Origin of the sequence: Bacteroides sp., assembly GCF_052357945.1 — a bacterium.
Classification (GTDB): Bacteria; Bacteroidota; Bacteroidia; order Bacteroidales; family Bacteroidaceae; genus Bacteroides.
Genome location: NZ_DAWCXD010000001.1, coordinates 62208 through 87030, shown reverse-complemented (window position 1 = coordinate 87030; position 24823 = coordinate 62208). Strand labels below are relative to the sequence as shown.

Genomic DNA, 24823 nt, shown 5'->3' with positions numbered 1-24823 from the left:
GAATAGCAAGGGAGAAAATGAATTCTAAAGATTCATTTTATTCATTATCAGGTAGAAATGGAAGTAATATTAATGTAACGTTTATGTAACCGTAATTTCTTGGAAATGGAATACAAAAAGGGTTGCACAATCACTAATCCGGTATTGCGCAACCCTTTTTATTCGATTTCTTATTTTTCTTCTTATTGGAAAGTAGGCATCTTGAATCTGTACAATAATCCACCTACCATGGAAGCTACGCGGTCAGGTCTTCCCTGTTCGGAGCCATCGTATGTATCGGTACGGATACCGACTTTAGGTTCGGCATACAGATACAAAGAAGAAGCCACTTTCAGCTTTACCTGCACACCGGCATCCAGTCCCGGCACTGCTCGGAACTTACCGTAACGGCGTACCAGTCCGGCCGTAACTCCCACAAAAGGAACAACATCTATCACATGATCGGGGCTGTATCCTTTTGCCAATGTGGCCAGACTCATCATATAATCCATACCCAAACCAGCATAATGAAGATTCATCTTCGACGACGTTTTGGCCTTGTACATAATTGTTCCATTTACCCGCCATGCAGATAACGGAGTGTACCATTTACCTATGCTTCCTTTTGCTTCTACACCTGCATTCTTCACCAAATCTTTGTTGGCTACGAGCAAGCTACCCAATCCAAGTGCACCGGAGATGAAGTAACGCTTGTCATCCTGACCAAACACGCTACGATTGGCTGCTTTTGAATAAGGAACAAAGCGATAGTGGAAACCTGCATTGACTCCTACCATTACGTCTTTCTGCATAAAGCCCAGATTACCTTCAATGAATTTATCTCCATACAAGCGAATCTGCGGTTCAATGTACAAACCAAGAAAATCATTCACATGCCATAATCCCTGTATGCCTGCATTAACACCCGGTTGGAATTTATGGTCTGATTTGGAAGTATAAGCAAGATTGACACCTACCGAACCTATTAAATCAAAGGTACGATCGGGATTGTATCCACTCATGGTAGACGTTATGTTCCACAAATAATCAAGACCACCACTGACGCTGGCATGTCTAAGTTTGCCCGCTTTAACACTTCCCGGAACTACATAGTTCGTAAAGAATCCACCCGTACCCACCAGGCGCAAACCGGAATAAGGGCTCAACCACTTACCGATAGAGACAGAAGCCTGCGGACCTAAAGAACCAAGGTTTTCAAGATTCGTCTTATTCAGGAACATTTGCACACCGATTCCCGAAGTCATAAACAGATTGTCTGCGATGTGATTGCTTGAGAATCCGTTCTTCGGACGTGCCGCACGGTCAATCGTATGATAAGTCAAACCAAAATTCAACTCTCCGAGCTGATCCGTATTGCCACCTACTCCGCGACCTCCTGCATATTTCTTATTATACACATTGAAGCGAGGTTCTATAAATAAATCCACAGAACGGTTGATACGGAAACTTCCTTGCACACCGACTCCTATTCCCGGAGCATACTTGGCGGTTTTATCCACTCCTTTCGTACCTGCCAGGTTAACTCCGGCAATACCGATCAGACTAAATATTCTGTCTTCATCATATCCCCAAAGAACATTATTGATATTCAACAGATAGTCCGCATGCAGATCGACATGTTTAAAGTAGCCGCTTGCACTGCCCGAAGGGGTGTCCGAAAGTCCAACCGTCCCGGACAAACGCAGACCGGAAGAAGGACTGAACCATTTACCGATTCCGGCAGAGAACTGGGGACCTAATCCTTTAATCGTATTCTTGATTCCCGGAACTTTCAGTGTACTGATACCACCAGATAAAGAGATAAACATATGATTCAGGAAGGAACTTTTATCGAAATCATCGAAATGAATCTTAGTTCCCATCGGAGCAGCAGGCATATAGGTCAGACCTACCAGAACCGAACCAGCCATTTTATAGTTTCTCCAACTTTCCGTATACGCAAAACCGTCATTATACCATCCGATCCGCGGTTCTACAAACAAATCCAATGTAGAAGAAAGACGTACATTTCCCTGTAAACCGAGATGAGCACCGTAATAAAGCTGACCGCCGCCTTTCAAATCCGGATACTTTTCGGAACGATCGCTATTGTCGCCCACCTTAGAATAACCGGCTTCTATACCTGCAATCCCTACTAACTCAAAACAACGGTTTGCATTGTATCCGTATGCCAGGGAGGACATATTCAACAGATAGTCCAGGCTGCCGCCACCCATTTTTATTTTAGAATCGTAGATACTCGACGGCAGATAACCTAAATTCACCCCTATCCGAAGTCCATGAACCGGAGTAATCCACTTTCCCATAAAGAGATGGGCGGTCATTCCCATTCCATCCTGACTATCTCCACTTGTTAACAAGCTGTATGGCCCTATTCCGGCAGAGAAAAAGAGATGTTCATTGAATTTATTGCTCTCGAACTTTTCATTTGCAGGCCGTTTCTGTAACATATATTGCAATGCACCATAATCCTGTGCCTGTAAGGTAACAGCAAGCATCAGGAAGATTGCCACTGCTACATATTTATTGTTGATTCTGAAGATATTCATCGTTTACTCTTGTTGTATATATCATTATTTAATTTTCTGCTCTTCCGGCAGCAAGTCAATAATATCACCGTCCACCTTCGCTACTTCCAATAAGGAAGGATCAAGTTCAAGGGCCTTCTCAATGCTCATAATCGCATCACCTATTTTCTCCAGGCGGTTGGCGGCAATCGCTTTTATATAATATTCGCGGGCGGTCTCTACATCTATGGTAGAAATCTTATCCCATGCTTCCTGATTCTTCTTCATTGCCAGCAGCATCACCACCTCATTGAAAGGGCTGGTAGCCGCCACCTTTTCGAAAGCATCATTATAATAACCGGCCAATGCCTGAACAATGGCCTGCAAATCTTCAGAAACCGCTTCTTCGGGAACCAAGGTCAAGACTGAATCTGCTTTTGTATATTTCCCTTCATGCAGCAAGGCAATAGCCTGATTGGACAATAACTCCGCCGGTGCCGATTTACTGACAAACGGTTCGAGAATACGTGAATCCGGAGTATCTTTCTGTATCGTTGCCACTGCCAGTTCATTGGCTGCATACGTAAAGTTATCATAAAGTTCAAGAGCTTCCCTGCAATACTTTTCCCTTTCGTCGGGAGTTTTTGCTGTCGTAATCATACGGTAATATTCGAAACGGGTCAGTTGCTTCGGATTCTTTCTGTAAAGTTCTCTAATCTCGTCGTCCGTCAAAGAACGGAAGATTGAATAACCATACGTATATTGCACCTTTCTCAATTTAGGCAGATAAGTAGCCGCAAGTTCCTTGTAGAAAGGTTTCGATTTCAAGACCCCATTCAACCGGTAAGGAGTAGCTGCGTATTGTTTGATTAAGTCCTCTACTTCTTTAGCCAGTTCCGGCTTGGAGTTTTTTTTCAGCAATTCAGCTACCTCCTTCCAGGAGGCAACCGATGCATCCGATTTCACCTCCAACAGTTTACGTGTTTCCGGGTCCAGTTGTGCCAGTATACGTTCCAGGGCTTTATCCGTACGCAATTTTGCCAGACGAAGATTCGTCTCGTAAGAACCGTCCGGCGAAGCCACCCCCGTAATATGGAAACTCTTCAAAGAGGCATCCGGGTTCGTCTCAATACCACGTAATTCCTGATTCAATCGGTTCAGTTCCACCTGATTTTGTGGATTCTTATCATCCAGGTCGGCTTTACCTACCAGGAAGGTTAAGTTTACCTCACCTTTCGTATCCCGCAACTGCATCACGGGTTTCGGAAGGTATTTCTCGTCCGTCAGGCTGAAAGCGGAGAATTTATACTCCAAGAAGCGAAGCGGGTTGACCGTTCCGCGTGCAATGGAGAAAGAGTCACGATAAATGATATTCCGGTAATTTTCCATCGCCAGATGCACATCTGCACGGTAGTCATGTTGCAGATATTCTATATAGATAGAATCATGGTAAGCAATAATATCCCCCTTGCGTGAAGAAGTAGTTTTCACACGGATGTAATCGTGCAAAGGATCTTTATCCATATCATAATCGTACATTCGATTTTGCGTTGTATTATAAGTATCCCCGTCGAATACAACAGGACGCATCAACAGACGCTTTTTCAGTGTCACATCATAAATGGAAGGCTGCAATACCAAGCGACGATGTGAGTTAAACATCTCCTTAGGCACCGGGACACGAGTTTTCAGATGGAAATAATTACCTTTGATTTCGATGTCCGTAGGTTCCGGAATCACTTTGTCCTTCACTTTGGAAGTAATTGTAACTTCGTCCAGTTCGATGACGGCATCTTTCAATACTACATTCAGAATCTGCTTTCCTGCCACCTTCACTGTTTTGTCTTCATAACCGACACATGTAAACTTCAACGAGCCGTTTTTCTCAACCAAGACACTGTAACGACCATCCTCGTCGGACATTTCTATACGTTCGTCATTGACCGGATTCAACACATTTACATTCGGAACACTTTTTCCCTGCGGGTTTGTGATATGCCCCTGCACGCGGATCCGTTGGGCGGATACATTCATACCGACGAACATCATCGCCACGAGAAGTATACCTGTTAATCTATCACGTTTCAAATTGATTTTCATTCTCTTTTCTGACTAGCTAATGTTCGTTATCGAATAATATAAACAAAGGATACCCCCAGTTTGACAGGTGCAATGGTGGTCTTACTATCGTTGACCGCACCCGGTTTCGGAGTACCCTTATCATACTTAAACTGACGGTAGCGCAACACACCCACTCCGGCAGTTGCTTCGATGTTCCAATGATCGCCCAGCACCCATGCGTATCCATAGGTCAAACCAGCGGCGTATGCATCGCCTTTGTGATGCACATCTTTTACCATCATATCAAAATTATTCACGAAAGCGGTGATTCCAAGAAAATGACTCACCATCGGACGATTTAGCCAGTAACGAACTTCAGGCTGAAAATGCGTGAAAGTCGTTTTAAAGTTGTCTGTACTGATTGGGTTCGCAGCAATCCCCATGTTCAAGGAGACATGACTACCCAATACAAATTCTGCTTCTACATTCGGACTGGCGGTCAGCCAACCCAATGCATTTGTCTTTACAGCCACCCGTTGTGCGTGCACATGTACACCACAACATAATAACAGAAATGATAACGCAGCTATTACCCTGCGACCATTTCTCATCACATATACCATCATTTATTTCCCACTAAATATTTCCCACTAAATATTTACCCACAAAAAAAGGGCTTACTGTCCATTTTATATACTACTTGGACAGAAAGCCACAAAATTAGAAAAAATATAGTATTAAAAACGTTTAAACACGCTTTTTTTGTTTTTTATTGCAACAATTTCCATCTTAGGCCATAATATACCATACTACGGATAAGATATACAATTTTTCTTTATTACCAATGAAACATCAGATACGCAACAACATAGGCTCCGACGAAGCATCGGATTTTATCTTCTTATCGCCGATAACAACCGTACAGGGAGCAGAAGAAATAATATACCATTTCCCTTCTTTCTTTTCGAGCAATACATTAGCGGCATTGTCGGTCTGAATCATTACCCCGGGTGCAACCAATTGGGTTCCATTCCCTAAAAACAACGTCCGGTTTCCTGCATATTCATTGCTGATAACAGCATAATCCGCTTTCACTTTCATTCCTTGATAAGTAGCGGTTTGTGCAGCATCGGATAGAGAGAAGATATGATCTATACGTCCGTTTTTGCTTTTCACACAGATTCCGGCAAAATCTTCTAAACCTACTCCTTCCACATCAAAATAAGAGACGGACTGAATAGCAGACGGTTCCTTTTTTGTACTCGGTTCATATATCGAAACAAAAGGACGATTCCAAGCTTCTCCATACTGACGGGCAACAAATGTCAGCGTCGGCTGCTCCTTTATATTATAGGGCATATTCGGTGTACGGCTTAGCCCTTCGGTCATTGGCGCCAAAGCCGTAAAGACTTCACGATCCGGTTCGCCTTTCATCCAAAGATTCATGTATATATCATCGCCGTCCTTATCTTTCATATCTATGGTGAAAGTTGCCTTGACATCCTTATTGGTCGCAGCCACTTTCTTATCATATAAATAGGAATAAGCGTAAAGATGTGCGCCTGCAAAGGCGAGTTCTTCCGTAGACTGGAGATTCAGGTCGCTGCCATCTGCTGCCGTCAATGTCAAAGTCTGTCCAAGGTTGTGATAGAAGTAATCGTGCATCTTATCGCCTCCTTTCTCTTTCCGGCTGCGGAATACATCGACATAATACCCCGTCTCCGCCCCGGTAGTGACAATACTCATCATACGGGTCTGATCCGCCCTGCTTTCCGGTTCACGGAAATAAAGGTTACTGTAAGTAACGGACGTAAATGCTTTGCCCGGTTCCGCTGATGCCGGAAAACAGGAAAGCAAATCAAAAGAATGGTTACTTTTCATCACCGGATAGCTCGATATTCCATCCACACAAACTGTATTATGACTGGGGAATTGAGAATAATATTCCGCATAATCCAGTCCGCTATACAGGAAAAGCCCGATACCTGCATCCGGACCCAATACGTATCCTTTTCCGTAAAGTTCCATCGAAATGCCGTTAGCGTGCATGTGATTACCTTCACTGCCATTCAACGAAATCATCAAACTGTTGCGCGGATGCATACCGTTGCGCTGTACCAGCCATGACACATTGGGAGCATAAAACAAAGGAGAAACATAATCTTCTATCTTTCCCGGCTGCACTTTGGGATTTAGCGTCAGCGGTTTATCTTCAAAGAAAGAATTGACAGATACACGCACATTCTTCTTTTCTGTTTTATCATTTCCCAAATCCGGGTTCAGGCATTTCAATAAAGCCGTGAAATAGTTTTCCTGTTCTTTCTTCCCGTTCGCCTGTGCATTCTGTATCATACGGATAAAGAAGTTCGTACTCAAATATCCCGGATGCGTATCTCCAAAGCCACAAATCATACGGTTGGGAAACAGATATTGGGGAGTGGTTGCTACCGCTTTCGACAATACAGGCATTGCTTTCACCAAATCATATTGCAGATTCGTATCAAACTGATTCACGAAATTGGCATAATCATTGATTACCACACTGCTATATCCCGGACATTCTGCCCAAATTCCCGTATTTATATCGAAACCATAATCCGCCAATCGCGTCAGACTCCACTGGCGGATGCTGGAACGATTCATCACATAGTCGATATAATATTCACGTCCTTTTCCGTCGGCATATTCCTTATTGTCTTCCAATACCAATCCGACATTCATAATAAACCGTGCCTGTAGCAAATTCCAATTATTATGAGGCACACCATTCGCAATGATATTATCCGCCCATTTCTTAAAAGCTCCGGCGTAGATTTCCATTTTATCCGGGTAATTGGCCTTTAGGTAATTATATAGAAAATCATATAAAGGGACAGCGATATGGAGTGCGTCTTCATGGATGACTTCGAAAGAAGTCAATCCTACCAATGTTTGCTGATGGCCGTGATTCAGGTCGATGGGCACGTTTCTATAATAAATGCCTGTCATATATGTATCAAAGACCCCTGCGGCAAGTTTAGCAAATTTCTCTTCATCCGTCATCCAATAAAGGAAAGCGGCATCACGGGCAATTCCCAGGATTTCGCAGTTCAGGCTTTCAATATTCCGGCCTGTTTTGGATGGGTGTACACTCTCCATAGGACGGTCAGGAAGTGCATTATTGCAGAAAGTGACATTCCCGTCCTCATCATCATAAGGAACGACATCCGCCAATTTGGGACGGCCGTGGGTAGCAGCTGTGCCACGGGTTCCCGTGTAGCGCACAGTGGGATAAGGAGCTCTTTCACCACCTGCATGGTCGAACGTTTCACCTTTCACATATACTTCCGTGGCATGAGACTTCCAGTACATTGCCAAACGAGACAGCAACCACGCCGGTTCAGCATCCGTCAGGTTCGTATATACTTCCGTCCGTTCCTTCAATTTATTGAAAACATCTTTCGCCCATTCTTCTTTTTTAATCAGCTTCCATGTTTCCTGCTTTCCCACCGGAGTAGTCAGTACCCGCGGATGTGTCTGCGGCATCTTTTCCGGCAAAGGAATCTCTTGTCCGGATGCGCTGTTCAGAAAGGATAGAAAACATAGTCCAAGTAAAATTCGTCTCATACTTCAATTTTCTTTTTTTAGGTTTGATACCTATTAAATACGAAGATAGAGATTTATTTACCTAAATCCTCCGTCAAAGAACAATTTTATTTGTACGAGACTACGCTGTTATTTCAAACAAAGAATTATATTTGCAAAAAACCGACTAACAATTCTGATACTTATGAAAATTTTATCTATCCATGATTTGGCAACAATCAGGAAGAGAGCAGAGCACAATCTTTCATTGCGCGAAGAAAGTAATGAAAAGGTGACTGAAAAGTGTTACGGACTGGCATCCGGTGCGCAACATCTTCAGATTCTGATCTGCGGTGGTACAGGCTGTAAGGCATCTTCCAGCCAGGGTATTACAGACAATCTTCTAAAAGCCATCCAAAAGAACGAAATCACCGACAAAGTAGAAGTCATCACCGTAGGCTGTTTCGGCTTCTGTGAAAAAGGTCCTATCGTGAAAATTATCCCCGATAATACCTTTTACACCCAAGTCACTCCCGAAGATGCGGAAGAAATCATCAACGAGCATATCATCGGAGGACGAAGAATCGAACGGTTGCTGTATGTAGATCCCAAAACGGAACATACCGTCAGCGACTCCAAGCACATGGATTTCTACCGGAAACAACTCCGCATCGCATTGCGTAACTGTGGTTTTATCGATCCCGAAAATATTGAAGAGTATATCGCCCGTGAAGGATACTTTGCATTGGCCGATTGCCTGCTTAACAAAAAGCCGACGGACGTTATTGATATTATCAAACGTTCGGGACTTCGCGGACGTGGTGGTGGCGGTTTCCCGACGGGACTGAAATGGGAATTTGCCAACAAGCAACAGTCAGATGTCAAATACGTGGTTTGTAACGCCGACGAAGGAGATCCCGGTGCATTCATGGACCGTTCCATTATGGAGGGCGACCCACATTCGATTGTAGAAGCGATGTGTGTCTGCGGTTATTCCATCGGGTCCACCAAAGGATTAGTATATATCCGTGCAGAATATCCGCTAGCTATCAACCGACTGAAAACAGCTATCAATCAGGCACGCGAATACGGATTACTGGGAGATCATATCTTAGGAACAGATTTCAGTTTCGACATAGAAATACGATACGGAGCCGGAGCTTTTGTCTGCGGAGAAGAAACTGCCCTTATTCATTCGATGGAAGGAAAACGGGGAGAGCCGACTCTGAAACCTCCCTTCCCTGCCGAATCCGGTTATCTGGGAAAACCAACCAATGTAAATAATGTGGAAACACTTGCCAATATTCCCATTATTCTAACCAAAGGAGCCGACTGGTTTGCAACGATTGGCACAGAACGTTCCAAAGGAACCAAAGTGTTTGCTCTTGCCGGAAAGATTAATAATGTAGGGCTGATCGAAGTGCCGATGGGAACTACTCTTCGGGAAGTAATCTACGAAATCGGAGGAGGCATCAAAGGCGGAAAGAAATTCAAAGCTGTACAAACAGGAGGACCGTCAGGCGGCTGTCTGACAGAAAAACATCTGGACACTCCCATTGACTTTGACAACCTTCTCTCGGCCGGTTCCATGATGGGTTCAGGAGGGATGATTGTCATGGATGAGGACGACTGCATGGTATCCGTAGCCCGCTTTTATCTGGATTTTACAGTGGAAGAGTCCTGTGGGAAATGCACACCTTGCCGCATTGGAAACAAACGTCTGCTGGAACTACTGAACAAGATTACGGAAGGAAAAGGTACAGAAAAAGACCTGGACACACTTGCCACTTTGGGACAAGTCATCAAAGATACGGCCCTCTGCGGACTGGGACAAACCTCTCCGAATCCTGTTTTATCCACATTGGATAACTTCTACGATGAATATATGGAACACGTGCGGGATAAGACTTGTCGTTCCAAGCAATGTAAATCACTATTAACGTATACCATCAGTCCGGAACGTTGCATTGGTTGTCATCTATGCGCTAAAAACTGTCCGGCGGATGCTATCAGCGGGCTGGTGCGCAAGCCACATGTCATTGCTCCCGATAAATGTATCAAATGCGGCATGTGTATGGCACGCTGCAAATTCAACGCTATTCTTGTCTGCTAAAATCGATTACTATGGAAGATAAACAAATCACCCTCCAGATAGACGGTCATTTCATCACCGTCCCCGAAGGAAGTACCATCCTTGAAGCTGCCACGAAAATCGGCATCAACATACCTACTTTGTGTCACATCGACCTGAAAGGCACCTGCATAAAGAACAATCCTGCTTCCTGCCGCATCTGCGTAGTCGAGGTAATAGGACGCCGCAATCTAGCTCCTGCCTGCGCTACCCGTTGCACGGAAGGAATGATAGTGAAAACCAGTACGCTACGTGTGATGAACGCACGCAAAGTGGTAGCCGAACTTATCCTGTCGGATCATCCCAACGACTGTCTCACCTGCCCCAAATGTGGCAATTGCGAACTTCAGACATTAGCGCTACGCTTTAATATCCGCGAAATGCCTTTCAATGGAGGCGAGCTCTCTCCCCGCAAGCGGGAAATCACTGCCTCCATCGTGCGCAACATGGATAAATGTATTTTCTGTCGCCGCTGCGAAAGTGTCTGTAACGATGTTCAGACAGTCGGTGCGCTCGGTGCCATCCGTCGCGGATTCAACACAACGATAGCCCCTGCCTTTGACCGGATGATGACGGAAAGCGAATGTACCTATTGCGGACAATGCGTAGCTGTCTGTCCGGTGGGTGCACTGACCGAACGCGATTATACGAATCGCCTGCTCGACGACTTAGCTAACCCGGATAAAGTGGTGATTGTGCAAACAGCCCCTGCCGTACGTGCTGCCCTGGGCGAAGAATTCGGTTTTCCTCCCGGCACACTGGTAACCGGAAAAATGGTTTATGCCCTGCGTGAACTGGGATTCGACTATGTATTCGATACTGACTTTGCCGCCGACCTCACCATCATGGAAGAAGGATCGGAAATACTAAACCGTCTGACGCGCTATCTCAACGGAGATAAGTCCGTACGGTTACCTATCCTGACCTCCTGCTGTCCGGCATGGGTGAACTTCTTCGAACATCACTTCCCGGATATGCTAGACATTCCATCCACCGCCCGTTCACCACAACAGATGTTCGGTTCTATCGCCAAATCCTATTGGGCGGAAAAGATGGGAATTCCCAGAGAAAAGTTGGTAGTCGTATCCATCATGCCCTGTCTGGCAAAGAAGTACGAGTGTGCCCGCGATGAATTTAAAATGAACGGTATTCCCGACGTAGATTATTCTATTTCCACCCGCGAACTGGCACGACTGATTAAACGCGCCAATATCGGCTTCCCGCTGGTACTGGACAGCCCGTTTGACAACCCTATGGGTGAATCGACCGGTGCCGGCGTTATTTTCGGTACAACAGGTGGTGTAATGGAAGCTGCCCTCCGTTCTGTTTATGAAATCTATACCGGAGAATCTCTGAAAAATGTAAACCTCGAACAAGTACGCGGACTTAACGGTGTCCGACGTGCTACCATCAACCTAAACGGATTTGAATTAAAAGTAGGCATCGCACACGGACTAGGCAACGCCCGCCATCTACTGGAAGATATACGGAACGGGCACAACGAATATCATGTAATCGAAATTATGGCTTGCCCCGGAGGTTGCATCGGAGGAGGCGGACAGCCGTTGCATCACGGCAACTCGGAAATATTGTATGCACGCGCCAACGCACTCTACCGCGAAGACGCCAACAAACCTTTGCGCAAATCGCACGAGAATCCGTACATCAAGACCTTGTACGAGGAATATCTCGGCAAACCACTAGGCGAGATATCGGAAACGCTATTGCACACGCACTATTTCAACAAATCTATGGATTAACTTTAAACGAAGAGTATTATGTCAGATATAAAACTAGCCTGCGATGTGGCAGAACAAGTCCGAACGATTTGCGACAAGCACGGAAACAACCCGGGCGAACTAATCAATATTTTGCACGAAGCGCAACACCTGCACGGCTACCTGCCCGAAGAGATGCAACGCATCATCGCTTCCAAACTCAATATCCCCGTATCGAAAGTATATGGAGTGGTCACCTTCTATACCTTCTTCACCATGACCCCGAAAGGGAAACATCCCATCTCCGTCTGCATGGGTACGGCATGTTACGTGCGCGGCTCCGAGAAGTTGCTCGAAGAATTCAAGCGCGTACTAGGCATCGAAGTCGGCGAAACCACACCGGATGGAAAATTCTCATTGGACTGCCTGCGCTGCGTAGGCGCCTGCGGACTGGCTCCGGTAGTGATGATTGGCGAGAAAGTGTACGGAAGATTGCAACCGATAGATGTGAAGAAGATTATCGAGGAGTTGGAATAAATGTCCGGAATAAAAAAGTGGCTGCTTTGAAAAATCAAGGCAGCCGCTTTCAAACATTTTTTTAACAACAAACAAAAAAGCGGAGAGAACGAGATTCGAACTCGTGATACCCTTTAGGGGTATACACGCTTTCCAGGCGTGCCTCTTCAACCACTCGAGCACCTCTCCTTATTTATCAATAAAGAAACAGACAATGGAAATATATTTTCCACAAAAGAAATAGCAGCTTAAAAGCTGCTATCCTAGCGGAGAGACAGGGATTCGAACCCCGGGTACCTCGCAGTACAACGGTTTTCAAGACCGCCGCAATCGACCACTCTGCCACCTCTCCAAAACTTCCTTTTCAGAAGTGCTTTTCGTTAAAAGCGGTGCAAAGGTACGAACTTTTTTTAAACATGCAAGAGTTTCCACGAAAAAAAATTGGGGAAGATTTCCAAAGAATAGCAATATCTAGGTATTTTATGTTGAAAAGCATAAAATAGAGCATATTTATGCTGATTATATGAAAATACGTTGTAACTTTGTGCGCTCTAAAGAAAAGGATAACTACAACCTCTAATTTTATCATTTATGGAATTAAACAAGATCTTTAAAGACGGTCTTTGGAGCACAGAAATCAACGTAAGAGATTTCGTTAGTCACAACATCACTCCGTATTACGGAGATGCTTCTTTCCTCGAAGGACCTACCGAACGCACTAAAGCTGTATGGAATCGCTGCCTCGAAGCACTGGCAGAAGAAAGAGCCAATAACGGAGTACGCTCACTGGATAATGTCACCGTCTCAACCATCACTTCTCATAAAGCCGGATATATCGACAAAGAAAACGAACTGATCGTCGGTCTGCAAACAGACGAACTTCTGAAACGTGCAATCAAACCTTTCGGAGGTATCAACGTGGTGAGCAAAGCCTGCCACGAAAACGGCGTGGAAGTGGACGACCGTGTAAAAGATATATTCACTCACTACCGCAAGACGCACAATGACGGAGTATTTGACGTATATACCGAAGAAATCCGTTCGTTCCGTTCTCTGGGATTCCTCACCGGACTTCCTGACAACTATGCCCGCGGACGTATCATCGGCGACTACCGCCGTATGGCTCTCTATGGTATCGACCGACTGATTGAGGCAAAAAAAGAAGACTTGCGTAACCTTACCGGTCCGATGACCGATGCCCGCATCCGCCTGCGCGAAGAAGTGGCAGAGCAAATCAAGGCATTGAAGGACATGAAGGTAATGGGCGAATACTACGGACTCGACTTGAGCCGTCCTGCCTACACCGCACAAGAAGCAGTACAATGGGTATACATGGCTTACCTTGCTGCCGTAAAAGAACAAGACGGTGCTGCCATGTCACTGGGTAACGTCTCTTCGTTCCTCGACATTTATATGGAATATGAATTGAGCAAAGGAACCATCACAGAATCTTTCGCACAGGAACTGATCGACCAGTTTGTCATCAAACTGCGTATGGTGCGCCACCTGCGTATGCAATCTTACAACGACATCTTTGCCGGCGACCCGACATGGGTAACCGAATCTCTGGGCGGACGCCTCAACGACGGACGCACGAAGGTGACAAAGACTTCTTTCCGTTTCCTGCAAACACTCTACAACCTCGGCCCTTCACCGGAACCGAACCTGACTGTATTGTGGAGCCCGGAACTGCCGGAAGGATTCAAAGAATTCTGCGCAAAAGTATCTATCGACACTTCTTCCATCCAATATGAAAACGACGACCTGATGCGTGAAGTGCGCCAGTCTGACGACTACGGAATCGCGTGCTGCGTATCTTATCAGGAAATCGGAAAACAAATCCAATTCTTCGGCGCACGTTGCAACCTGGCAAAAGCCCTGTTGCTTGCCATCAATGGTGGACGCTGCGAAAACACCGGTACGGTAATGGTGAAAAATATCCCCGTACTAACCAGCGACACACTGAACTTCGAAGAAGTAATGAGCAACTACAAGAAGGTATTGACAGAAATCGCCCGTGTTTACAACGAAGCAATGAACATCATCCATTATATGCATGATAAGTATTACTACGAAAAAGCTCAAATGGCTCTTGTAGATACCAACCCGCGCATCAACCTTGCTTACGGTGTAGCCGGACTTTCTATCGCCCTCGATTCACTGTCGGCTATCAAATATGCGAAAGTGACTGCACGCCGCAATGACATCGGTCTGACAGAAGGTTTCGATATTCAAGGCGAATTCCCTTGCTTCGGTAATGACAACGACAAGGTAGACCACCTGGGTGTTGACCTGGTCTATTTCTTCAGCGAAGAATTGAAGAAACTTCCGGTTTACAAGAATGCCCGTCCTACTCTGTCTTTGCTCACCATCACTTCCAACGTGATGTATGGCAAGAAAACAGGTGCTACTCCCGACGGACGCGCCAAAGGTGTCGCTTTTGCTCCGGGAGCCAACCCTATGCACGGACGTGACAAGAACGGTGCTATCGCCTCTTTGAGTTCCGTAGCGAAATTGCGTTACCGCGACTCACAAGACGGTATCAGCAACACCTTCTCCATCGTTCCGAAATCACTGGGAGCTACTGAAGAAGATCGCGTAGAAAATCTGGTGACAATGATGGATGGTTACTTCACCAAAGGCGCTCACCACTTGAACGTAAATGTGCTGAACCGTGAGATGCTTTACGACGCAATGGAGCATCCGGAAAAATATCCGCAGCTTACAATCCGTGTTTCCGGTTATGCCGTAAACTTCGTGAAGTTGAGCCGCGAACATCAATTGGAAGTAATCAGCCGTAGCTTCCACGAACGTATGTAATCAGATCTACTCAATATGACGATAAACGTACATTCATACGAAAGTATGGGAACATTCGACGGGCCGGGCTTACGGCTCGTCGTTTTTCTTCAAGGATGCAATTTCCGCTGCCTATATTGCGCCAACCCTGACACAATAGCCGGAAAAGGAGGCACACCTACCCCACCGGAAGAAATCGTCCGCATGGCTATGAGCCAACGTCCTTTTTTCGGGAAACGCGGAGGAGTCACTTTCTCCGGAGGAGAACCTACGTTTCAGGCCAAAGCACTAGTCCCTTTAGTGCGTGAACTGAAAGAAAAGGGAATACATGTATGCATAGACAGCAACGGCGGTATCTGGAACGAAGAAGTAGAAGAACTTTTCAAACTGACGGATCTTGTATTGCTGGATATTAAAGAGTTCAATCCGGCACGCCATCAAGCACTGACCGGAAGAAGTAACGAGCAAACCATCCGCACGGCAGCATGGCTGGAAGAAAACGAGAAACCTTTCTGGCTGCGTTATGTATTAGTGCCCGGATACAGCGATTTCGAGGAAGACATCCGCCGTTTAGGAGAGGCTCTGGGAAAATATAAAATGGTGCAACGAGTGGAAATCCTGCCTTATCATACATTAGGCGTACATAAGTATGAAGCAATGGAGCAGGAATACAAGCTGAAAGACGTAAAAGAAAATACCCCCGAACAACTTGAAAAAGCCGCGGAGGTATTTAAAGAGTATTTCACTACTGTGGTGGTCAATTAACCACCACAGTAATAAATAGGATAAAAATCACCATGTCTCTGCTTTCACCTCAAAACAGGGACACTCTTTGATCCGTTCCCAGGGGTCTACAATTCCATTATAATTAGTGTCAGGGCTCAAGTCCCGGTGACCGACCACCTTTGCATCCGGATAACGCTGCTGCAACTCACTTACCAGACGATGTATCGCCTCTTTCTGGCGAGAAGTACGTGTATCTGCTGCCTTTCCGTTCTCATCCAGCCCGCCTTCATAGCACACCCCTAAACTAATCGCATTAAAACCGCGTGCATGAGCACCCACCGTATCTTCATCCCTCATCGGTTCTATCTGTCCCGACTTGCGGATATAATAATGATACCCCCAACACGAAAAGCCCCGAAAGCGATGGGCAGTGTCCACATCCTTCGCCGTGAAGTCGCGATCGACACGGGTAGCAGAGCAGTGAATCACAATCAGACTAATCTTTCTCATCGTCCTTCTCCCTTTCCGTCGTTTTCACATTACACACTTCCTTATGGGTAGCATTGAAGCGCACCTCTCTCACAATTCTGTTCCGCTTTCTTTTTCCGAAGAAAGGCACAAGGAACATGATTACATCCAAAATCTTAGTTACAATTTCTTTCATTTGATCTAATATTAAAGTTATCATGCTGCCGGATCCGGAGCTTCTCCGCTTCCACCACCGTCTGAACCGCCACCGGAACCTTTGTCATCGTCTTCTCCTTCATTGCCGCTACCGCCCGTTTGGGCCACCGCACGCGTCGTTACCTGCTGGTAGCTAAGAATCTTCGTGATGTCCGCCAACGTCTTTCCGGGACGAAAAATAATATGGGCAGCCGTAATCAGCGAACTTGAAAACTCCTTGACCGACACAGCTCCTTCACTGTTCAACCCGATCTGCAAACTACCCAAATCACCCAGCCGGACTATTCTTCCCGCTTTCAACGCACGCTTCGCCTCATAAAGAATACCCGAAATGGCGGCACGCACATCTGTCTCCGTACAGGTAGACCGACTGGTGATTCCTTCGCACAACTCTTCAAAATCCAACTCTCCCGAAGCCTGTGCCTGCGCGTAATACTTGGCCGACTCATCCTTTTTGGCAGGATTCTTGCGCGGCACTACTGAATAAGTTACTGTCATTGCCATAATAAAATAATTTTAAATTTTCATACATTTCGAACGCGTTCCTTATTTGTTAACGACATAAAGATAACACATTTTTCACCCTCCGGATTCCCCAACGAAGTTTCCTGATATTCTATGAATAATAATGACGTTATTCTTTTAATAAGCCATTAATTTTCAGTAACTTTATAGCATAAACCAAATACCATTCATCATGTATTATCCGGATCAGCCGTTTCATATCCGCACTTATAAAAAGTCGGAACTAGCTCATCTTTACAACCCCAACGTATGCCTTAAAGTAGCCTTACAAATACTACGTCGTTGGATTGTCTACAACCTTCCGCTCCTGCAAGAACTCGAACAAGAAGGCTATCGTGCCCGCAACCGCCTTCTCTCTCCCCGGCAAGTGGCAACGATCATACGCTATTTGGGAGAACCCTAGGAACTTAATCAAAAAAACGAAAAGTTCCATTCTATTATTTTACAAACAAATTTCTTTGCAACCGCAAATTAAAAAGAACAAACCAACATGGATCATTTTACCATCTTTCAAGACTTTTACCGCGTCATAGCCGAAATGACAGAAGAAGAAATCGTATCGGCCATCAGCAACGGCACATACCGGGAAACAGTGGAGGACGTGCGCCGAATCTTCGCGGAACAAGGCGAGAAAGCAGCCAACGAAAAGAAAATAGAACTACCGGAAATCACCTTTTCAGCCAACTATCGGGGAGGACGTTCAAACGCAACTCTCGTCAAGTATCTGGGATACATCGTGGTAGACATCGACCATCAGACACAGGAAGCATTGGCACGCATCCTCGCACTGGCAAAAAAGTGTGCCCACACCCGCATCGCTTTCATCAGTCCCAAAGGAATGGGACTGAAAATCGTGGTACGTGTATGCCGGACGGACGGGACATTGCCCGAAACGATTCAGGAAATTGAAGATTTCCATCATGCCGCTTATCACAAAATCGCTTCCTTTTATGCCCAGCTCTGCGGAGTTGAGGTCGACACTTCCGGACAGGATGTCAGCCGCACTTGCCTGTTCTCTTACGATCCGGATATTTATTTCAATCCCGATGCCACAGCTGTCATCGTGGAACAGCCACCGATGTTCTTCAAGTCTCAAAAGAAGAAAAGGGCATCCGGCAAAAAGAAAAAGACGACAGCACCAGACAACAATCCCCTCACCGAACAAGTGGCACTCAACTACCATTCCTCGCACGCTTCCTTAATGGTGACTCTGAACTATTATCACAATAAATCCGAAAAGTACGTCACCGGCAACCGGAACAACTACCTGCATTGCCTGGCTTGTATGTACAATCGCTACGGCGTCCCCCAGGAAGAGGCGGCAGCTTTTATCAAGAGCCAGTTCACCGATCTTCCCGAGGATGAAATGGACGCACTGATCGGGAGTGCTTACGGACACAACGAGGAATTCGACACCCGCAAGCTGAATAGTACGCAGAAGCGAATGTTACAGATTGAGCAACATATCAAAGAAAATTATGATACACGCTACAACGAGGTACTTCATATCATGGAATATCGCAGAAGGAAAACGGACACAGAGCAACCGGAACCTTTCCATATTCTCGACGAAATGATGGAAAACAGCATTTGGATGGAGATGAACGAACTAGGCTATTCGTGCACCGTCAAGACGATTCAGAATCTGATCTACTCCGACTTCAGCATCACCTACCATCCTATTCGCGAGTATTTAGACTCGCTGCCTGAATGGGACGGAACGGATTATATCGGTATCCTTGCCAACAGCGTGCATACTAGTCACCAGAAATTTTGGGTAGAATGTCTGGAACGTTATCTGGTGGGAATGTGCGCTGCCGCCACACAAGATGATGTGGTGAACCATACTGTTTTGTTGCTTTGCAGCGAAATACAGAACATCGGAAAGACTACGTTTATCAACAACCTGCTGCCGCCCGAATTGCGCGCCTATCTTTCTACCGGTCTTATCAACCCGAACAACAAGGATGATCTGGCCAAAATAGCGCAGGCGATGCTTATCAATCTGGATGAGTTTGAAGGGATGAACGGACGGGAACTGAATATCTTCAAGGATTTAGTCACCCGCAAAGTAATCAGTATCCGCCTGCCATACGCGCGGCGTTCGCAGAACTTTCCTCACACGGCTTCTTTTGCCGGCACATGCAATTATCAGGAAGTGCTTCACGACACCACAGGTAACCGCCGTTTTCTCTGCTTTCATGTCAACTCGATGGAGTTTATCAAAATAAACTACGCGCAGTTGTATGCACAAATCAAGTATCTACTCAACAAGCCGGGGTATCAGTATTGGTTCACCCAGTCGGAAAACTCACGGATTGAAGAAAACAACGAGGATTTCATTTTCCACTCACCGGAAGAAGAACTGGTGTTGACACATATCCGCAAACCGGAACGTTTCGAAAAGGTGCATTATCTGACGGTCACTGAAATTGCGGAATTGATTCGCGAACGGACGGGGTATCAATATTCTCACGGAACCAAAGCCCAACTAGGAAAAGTGATGTCCAAACACGGCTTCGAATTTCATAAGGGAAAAAACGGGAGAAGATACACTGTATTCATTATTGATACAGAACAGGTGAAATCAAACAGGCTATATGAATAAGATTTCATCTCCTTCGCACGCAAAAAGGTGAGGGTTGGTGAGGGTACTTTTGCAACTTTTCATTTTTATATTTCTTATTTCTATTCTTCTATTTTCTTCTAAAAAAAAATACGAATGTTAGAAATTTACCCTCACCTACCCTCACCTTTTCCTTTTTCTTCCTCAAAAAAACGGTGGGAAATTTGAAAAAGATAACTGTCTTTTTCAAATTTCCCACCATGTTTTTTTTAATCGCTTCTTATAAAGACATCGAAAATTCGATCCTACAACCTAACGCATTCATGATGCGATAGAAGGTAGAAACCTTAGGTTCTGTCTGACCACTTTCCACTCTTGAAATATAAGAACGGTCGGAACCGATACGTCGGGCTAACTCTGCTTGAGTAATCTTAGCCTTTTTCCTTGCGTCTTCGATAATTTGCCCGGTGTAGAAAGCATACGCTTTTTCTTCTGCTTCCGCACGTTCGGGAGTACCTTCTGCTCCAAATTTCGCATCAAGAACAGCGTCATAATCTACTATTTGATGATTGTTTATTTGCATAATATTCCTCCTTTATTTTTAATGCTTTATCTATTTCAGTACGGATCTTACGTTTCTTTTCCATATTGCAAATACACGAATTGTTGTTCAACTATACAACAATCGTCTTTTTATTTTATATTATTTTTCCTCAAATTCTCCGGCACGCTTTTTCTTCTCATAAGACACCAGCGTCTCTACACTAAGCGTTTTCCCATTCTTAGGGCTTATCACATCTACAACGCTTGCTAACGCACGAAAAGTCTGTTCGCAATTTGCTATTCCGTCATACGTCAACCTACCCTGATTGATGGCATCGAGCACAACAGAGACATATTGCTTCGGATTTCCCCGATACTCGATGATGACAGGCGTGAGATGCGACATCTCTCGAGTCAGTTGACTGACGATTCTTTTTTTTGGTCGAGCAGATCCATTAATTTTTCACTATGCACATTGATTTGTGCGGTTACTTCACGAAGTTCATTTTTCAATGAACAAAACAATTCATCATTACATGAATTTTCCATAAAACTTTTCATTTAATTGATTATAAAAAAGCCATTCCGGAAACAGGCAGAAGACTGCAACGATTCCGGAACGGCAAAGATAGATATATGTTCAAATAATTGATACAAAAAGTCAGGCCTAATTATCTACAAGTTTCCTATTGAGTCAAAATAACTGTTCCATAAAGTGTAATCGGCTGTTGATGGAGTATACGCTGTACGACCCGTTTTGTATTCAGGGTCAAATGTTTGCGCACCGATAGTCGGAGCTGTCAGAGCCTTAGAGTAAACCTGCTTCAATTTTGCACACTGCCAGAAAGCATAGTTTCCTACAGAAGTCACACTGGCAGGTAATGTTATTCCTGCCACGGGACATGTCGTGAACGCCCATTCTCCTATTGTTTGCAAATTTTCGGGTAAAGTTATGGCAGAAAGCTTCCCACAATGAGCAAAAAGATTCTCTGGTATAGTCGTAACGGCTGTCTTCGACATATCAACAGCCAACAGGCTAGTGCAGTCCTGAAATGCTCCATTATCCAAAGTTGTCAATGAAGAGGGAAGCGTAAGATATCCTCCTGTCGTCTCTCCTTCCAAATGGGTACAATAACCAAATGCGCGTTCCTGAATCTCCGTAATACCATCATGAAAGATCACAGATCCTAAACTTTTGCACTCATCAAATGTATTGTTGCGAATCACAGTTACACCAACGGGAATCTTTACATTTTTCAAAGAATAACAACGAGTGAACACCCCTTGTCCTATCGAAGTGACTCTGTCATGCATTATTATCCGTTCCAGTTTGCTACATTCCTGAAATGCGAAATCAGGGATTTCGGTTACAGTTGAAGGAATACGAATCGATACGACACCGCAACCGTAGAATGTAGAAGCCGAAAGTTCACGGAGCCCTTCGTTAAGAGTAATAGTTTCCAAGCTTTCGCACCCCTGGAACAACCAGCGTCCCAGAGTCTGCACACTTCCCGGGATATTGATGGTTCCCAAAGCGGTGCAATTCATAAATGCCGAATCGTAGATGGTTTCCATTTTCTCGCCTACACGAAGGTTGCGCAGACTTACACAGTTTTCAAAAGTCCATTTCCCAATGCTTAGGGCGTTCTCCGTATCAATCGTTTCCAATGCGCGACAATTGGCAAATGCGGCTTCTTCAATCGCGGTAACAGTAGCTGGAAGAATAACTCGTTTGAGAGTGGTATTCGCGGTTTGAGGGTTATAAAACGCCAGTCCACGGTTGGGCATGACAGTCAGATCGGTCATTGACAAGTCTAATACTTCCAATACGTTCAATGATTGCCTGATATATGCGAAGTCGTCCGCGTTCATGCTGCCTTTAATAGCGAGGTTGCGTACAGAGCCATCCGTAACAACAGTATTCAAGTTTCCTGCCGTACTTTCCACAATCACACCATCAAAATATTTTACAGGTCGGGTAACGGCAAACTCTTTGCCGTTTTTATCGGTAATGGTTGCTTTGAGCAAGGCGGTTGCCGAAAGTTTGATATTGGCAGGCGCGGTGATCGTTACTTTGGCACTCCCTGCAATGACAGTACCAGATGCAAAGCTCGGTTTAGTGACTTGCACGCCCCATATTTCCTGCGTGGCGACAGAGCGGGTTTGAATATCCATACCTGTTCCGCTTTCATTGGTCACAGTTGCTGTGATAGCCGTATAATCTTCTTCTTTTAGAGTGGACGGTAAAATCAGCGTAATCGAATTATCGGTTGCCGAAGCATAAAATACTTCATAGCTGTCAAAACCGATGGTTACAAAAGTAGTCTTAGGCAGTGTAATTTTAGTCACTCCGTCTGCCAATGTGAATATAACATTTTCCGGGTCGCTCTGATAGTCAATGCCGTTTTCTGCAAAAATGGCATCGCCCTGCTCTCCTGTCACGGGTACTTTCTGACCATTATTGAGCATCCATTGGTCATCTATCTTCCAGTAAAACTGACCTTCAAATTCTGCGACACTCAATATGGGGGAATTGCCTGTCGTACGAATCTTATTTCCTGCGGCATCCTTCATCCATACCGATTCTGCATCACCAATCTTCACCGTCCAATAGTAGTTTTCATCCGTGTCCTGCTTTACGCCGATAACGGGAGTAACGCCATCTGCGCCTTTCTCTCCGTTCCGGATGGTGACAGGATTACTTTTACTGAAAGAAATAGTGTAACCCACTTCTTTTGAATTTTCCACAATTGGCGTAACTCCCGTCACGTAGTCGTTTTGCTCTAATGCAGTGACAAGCCCTTGCAATGCACAAATTTGTGTGTTTGCCGTGTTACACCAAGTTTCCAGTGTTTCAACTCTCGATTTGAGGTCTGTTACATCTTTTTGTAGCTGGACAAGTTCGCCGTCATCACACCCGATAATCATTACTGCTAAAAGCAGCATAAAACAGAAATTGATTCTTTTCATACTTCACTTTGTTTTGTTATTAAATAAGTTATTACCCATACAAACCGTTTAATTACTTGCTAAGTAACGGAAATGAATCTTACGACTAGAACAGGGCGCTGTACACCGGTAATCATGTCATTTGTTGTAATCCTCATCAAGGAATATACACAAGAAGAGTTTATCTGCACCAAAGTGAAGGAAAGCGGATAGAGGAGAATTTTGTGTTTTTCGCAACTCAATCTATATTCAATATGCAATAAGTAGTTTTTCTGGCAGTATGCTTATGGTCTTTTTTGTTTGTAGATAAGAAATCAATAAAAAGAAGATAAATTTCTCAATATATTTCATATATTTGTCGAATCCTAATTCATTTCCGTTACTTAGCAAGTAACATCTTTATTTAATTACATAGTGCTATTGTGTCAACTATTCCAAAGCCTTTGATTTCCTTTGAATACGTAATCAAATATTATCTTGTTGGCTTTATTAAGTTTTTCGTTCTCAAAACGTTTCAAATAAGTACGTGTCACTTCGAGAGAAGAATGTCCCAAACCTTCAGAAATAACTTCTTCTGGTATTTCACAATATTTCGCCAATGTCGCCCACGTATGACGGGCTGTATAAGAACTGACGTTTGCCCCAATATTGCAAAACATCGCCAAACGGGAAAGATTATAGTTGAAATGACGAAGTTGCCGACGATATTCGTGATATGCTTCTTCTCCTCTGCTTCTCCAGTCGAGCAAGTCTAGTAAATAAAGAGAAGATAAATCCTTACTACGATAACGCTGAATGATCGCCATCGCTTCCGATGAGACTTGGATAGTCAATTCTGTACCCGTCTTTTGGCGACGAAAATGCAGGAAATATTGCCCTCTTTGATTTTTATTCAGCTCTTTGGTTTTCAGATGAATCAAATCTGCAAACCCGATACCCTGCAGCAATAACATTAACGTCAACAGATCACGTGCCTGCTGTAATCCCCCGAAGTTATTCAGCTTCTTTTTATCTGCTGTTTTTATCTCCATATCAATCAATTCACGCATCTCTCCGGCTTCTAACGCCAGTTTCTTCTCGGACGTCACTCCGGTAAACACATTATGGAACAGGCGAAATTCACCTTCTATAATCTCTTCATCCACAGCTCGGTTGTAAACGGCACGCAAAGCACGGAAATAAGTAGAAATAGTATTCCAACTCCGTTTATTATCAAGCAAGTATCGCTCGAAACGCTTCATTTCAGCCTTGTCAAATATACTAAAGGGTATATTATCCTTCCCTCTGTATTTATGAAAAGCTTTCAAAGCATATCCATAAATATAAGCTGTGCCATAACGTTCTTCACTCTTCAGCCCTTCAATAATCCGACTCATGTAATGAGTAAAACTTTCTGTTTTCATAATTCAATATTTAGAGTTTATAATCTTCTTTGTTGGCAGAAATAGGACTCCCGCTACAAAGAGAAAAAAGAAACAGAAAAAAAGGCTAAATCGGATATGAAACATTGCCTAAATTGGCGTTTTTTAAGATG

Annotated in this window: 19 protein-coding genes and 2 tRNA genes; 7 read left to right on the top strand and 14 right to left on the bottom strand. The window is 44.6% G+C overall.

The features are described from left to right. Positions 1-182: 182 nt before the first annotated feature. The 4 genes from ACT8YW_RS00335 to ACT8YW_RS00320 form a co-directional block, all read right to left on the bottom strand. Complete coding sequence (locus ACT8YW_RS00335) at positions 183-2549, bottom strand: hypothetical protein (protein ID WP_444103617.1); 2367 nt, start codon at positions 2547-2549, stop codon at positions 183-185. A 24-nt stretch (positions 2550-2573) separates the two neighbouring features. Continuing rightward, a complete protein-coding gene (locus tag ACT8YW_RS00330; RefSeq protein WP_444103616.1) occupies positions 2574-4607 on the bottom strand; it encodes a carboxypeptidase-like regulatory domain-containing protein in 2034 nt (677 codons plus the stop codon). Between the two features lie 26 nt (positions 4608-4633). After that, entirely contained in the window at positions 4634-5179 is a 546-nt protein-coding gene (locus ACT8YW_RS00325; RefSeq protein WP_004305849.1) for a DUF3575 domain-containing protein, read from the bottom strand. A 241-nt stretch (positions 5180-5420) separates the two neighbouring features. Further along, a complete protein-coding gene (locus ACT8YW_RS00320) occupies positions 5421-8174 on the bottom strand; it encodes a six-hairpin glycosidase (RefSeq protein ID WP_444103615.1) in 2754 nt (917 codons plus the stop codon). Between the two features lie 163 nt (positions 8175-8337). Here ACT8YW_RS00320 and ACT8YW_RS00315 point away from each other — a divergent pair, with 163 nt between their 5' ends. The 3 genes from ACT8YW_RS00315 to nuoE are packed head-to-tail and all read left to right on the top strand — an operon-like array spanning position 8338 to position 12518. Further along, positions 8338-10245 (top strand): NADH-quinone oxidoreductase subunit NuoF, encoded by a 1908-nt coding sequence (locus tag ACT8YW_RS00315; protein WP_087318456.1) that lies wholly within the window; start codon positions 8338-8340, stop codon positions 10243-10245. A gap of 11 nt (positions 10246-10256) precedes the next feature. Then, positions 10257-12023 (top strand): NADH-dependent [FeFe] hydrogenase, group A6, encoded by a 1767-nt coding sequence (locus ACT8YW_RS00310; protein WP_444103614.1) that lies wholly within the window; start codon positions 10257-10259, stop codon positions 12021-12023. A gap of 18 nt (positions 12024-12041) precedes the next feature. Beyond that, complete coding sequence (nuoE, locus tag ACT8YW_RS00305; protein ID WP_008021615.1) at positions 12042-12518, top strand: NADH-quinone oxidoreductase subunit NuoE; 477 nt, start codon at positions 12042-12044, stop codon at positions 12516-12518. 80 nt (positions 12519-12598) lie between these two features. Here nuoE and ACT8YW_RS00300 read toward each other — a convergent pair. Both ACT8YW_RS00300 and ACT8YW_RS00295 read right to left on the bottom strand, forming a co-directional pair. Further along, positions 12599-12686 (bottom strand) — tRNA-Ser (locus tag ACT8YW_RS00300). 78 nt (positions 12687-12764) lie between these two features. Continuing rightward, positions 12765-12849 (bottom strand) — tRNA-Ser (locus tag ACT8YW_RS00295). Between the two features lie 239 nt (positions 12850-13088). Here ACT8YW_RS00295 and pflB point away from each other — a divergent pair. Both pflB and pflA read left to right on the top strand, forming a co-directional pair. Then, positions 13089-15317, top strand: a complete 2229-nt coding sequence (gene pflB, locus ACT8YW_RS00290) for a formate C-acetyltransferase (protein WP_004302311.1) — start codon at positions 13089-13091, stop codon at positions 15315-15317. Between the two features lie 15 nt (positions 15318-15332). Then, the gene (gene pflA, locus ACT8YW_RS00285; protein ID WP_004308786.1) at positions 15333-16061 is read left to right on the top strand and encodes a pyruvate formate-lyase-activating protein; all 729 of its coding nucleotides are present in this window, start codon (positions 15333-15335) and stop codon (positions 16059-16061) included. 27 nt (positions 16062-16088) lie between these two features. Here pflA and ACT8YW_RS00280 read toward each other — a convergent pair whose 3' ends face one another. Genes ACT8YW_RS00280 through ACT8YW_RS00270 form a run of 3 tightly spaced genes read right to left on the bottom strand, consistent with a single transcriptional unit; the run spans position 16089 to position 17210 of the window. After that, positions 16089-16532 carry an N-acetylmuramoyl-L-alanine amidase gene (locus ACT8YW_RS00280; RefSeq protein WP_444103613.1) on the bottom strand — a complete coding sequence of 148 codons (444 nt, stop codon included), beginning with the start codon at positions 16530-16532 and terminating at the stop codon, positions 16089-16091. Next, entirely contained in the window at positions 16519-16710 is a 192-nt protein-coding gene (locus tag ACT8YW_RS00275; protein WP_004302306.1) for a hypothetical protein, read from the bottom strand. The genes ACT8YW_RS00280 and ACT8YW_RS00275 overlap by 14 nt, the downstream gene beginning before the upstream one ends. Continuing rightward, entirely contained in the window at positions 16707-17210 is a 504-nt protein-coding gene (locus ACT8YW_RS00270) for an HU family DNA-binding protein (RefSeq protein ID WP_004305836.1), read from the bottom strand. Before ACT8YW_RS00270 ends, ACT8YW_RS00275 begins: the two co-directional genes overlap by 4 nt. 193 nt (positions 17211-17403) lie before the next feature. On the opposite strand from ACT8YW_RS00270, the gene ACT8YW_RS00265 reads away from it, so the two are divergent. Continuing rightward, entirely contained in the window at positions 17404-17634 is a 231-nt protein-coding gene (locus tag ACT8YW_RS00265) for a DUF4248 domain-containing protein (protein ID WP_004305834.1), read from the top strand. 87 nt (positions 17635-17721) lie between these two features. After that, complete coding sequence (locus ACT8YW_RS00260; RefSeq protein WP_444103612.1) at positions 17722-19839, top strand: BT4734/BF3469 family protein; 2118 nt, start codon at positions 17722-17724, stop codon at positions 19837-19839. Between the two features lie 238 nt (positions 19840-20077). On the opposite strand, the gene ACT8YW_RS00255 is transcribed toward ACT8YW_RS00260, so the two are convergent. From ACT8YW_RS00255 to ACT8YW_RS00235, 5 genes are all read right to left on the bottom strand, one after another. Beyond that, positions 20078-20380 (bottom strand): helix-turn-helix domain-containing protein, encoded by a 303-nt coding sequence (locus ACT8YW_RS00255; protein WP_004302297.1) that lies wholly within the window; start codon positions 20378-20380, stop codon positions 20078-20080. A gap of 120 nt (positions 20381-20500) precedes the next feature. After that, positions 20501-20746, bottom strand: a complete 246-nt coding sequence (locus ACT8YW_RS00250; RefSeq protein ID WP_074556323.1) for a hypothetical protein — start codon at positions 20744-20746, stop codon at positions 20501-20503. 8 nt (positions 20747-20754) lie between these two features. Next, entirely contained in the window at positions 20755-20889 is a 135-nt protein-coding gene (locus tag ACT8YW_RS00245) for a hypothetical protein (RefSeq protein ID WP_262894169.1), read from the bottom strand. Between the two features lie 126 nt (positions 20890-21015). Then, on the bottom strand, positions 21016-23310 hold the full coding sequence (locus ACT8YW_RS00240; protein WP_444103611.1) for a leucine-rich repeat protein: 2295 nt from the start codon (positions 23308-23310) through the stop codon (positions 21016-21018). A gap of 404 nt (positions 23311-23714) precedes the next feature. Next, a complete protein-coding gene (locus ACT8YW_RS00235) occupies positions 23715-24692 on the bottom strand; it encodes a tyrosine-type recombinase/integrase (RefSeq protein WP_444103610.1) in 978 nt (325 codons plus the stop codon). Positions 24693-24823 lie beyond the last annotated feature (131 nt).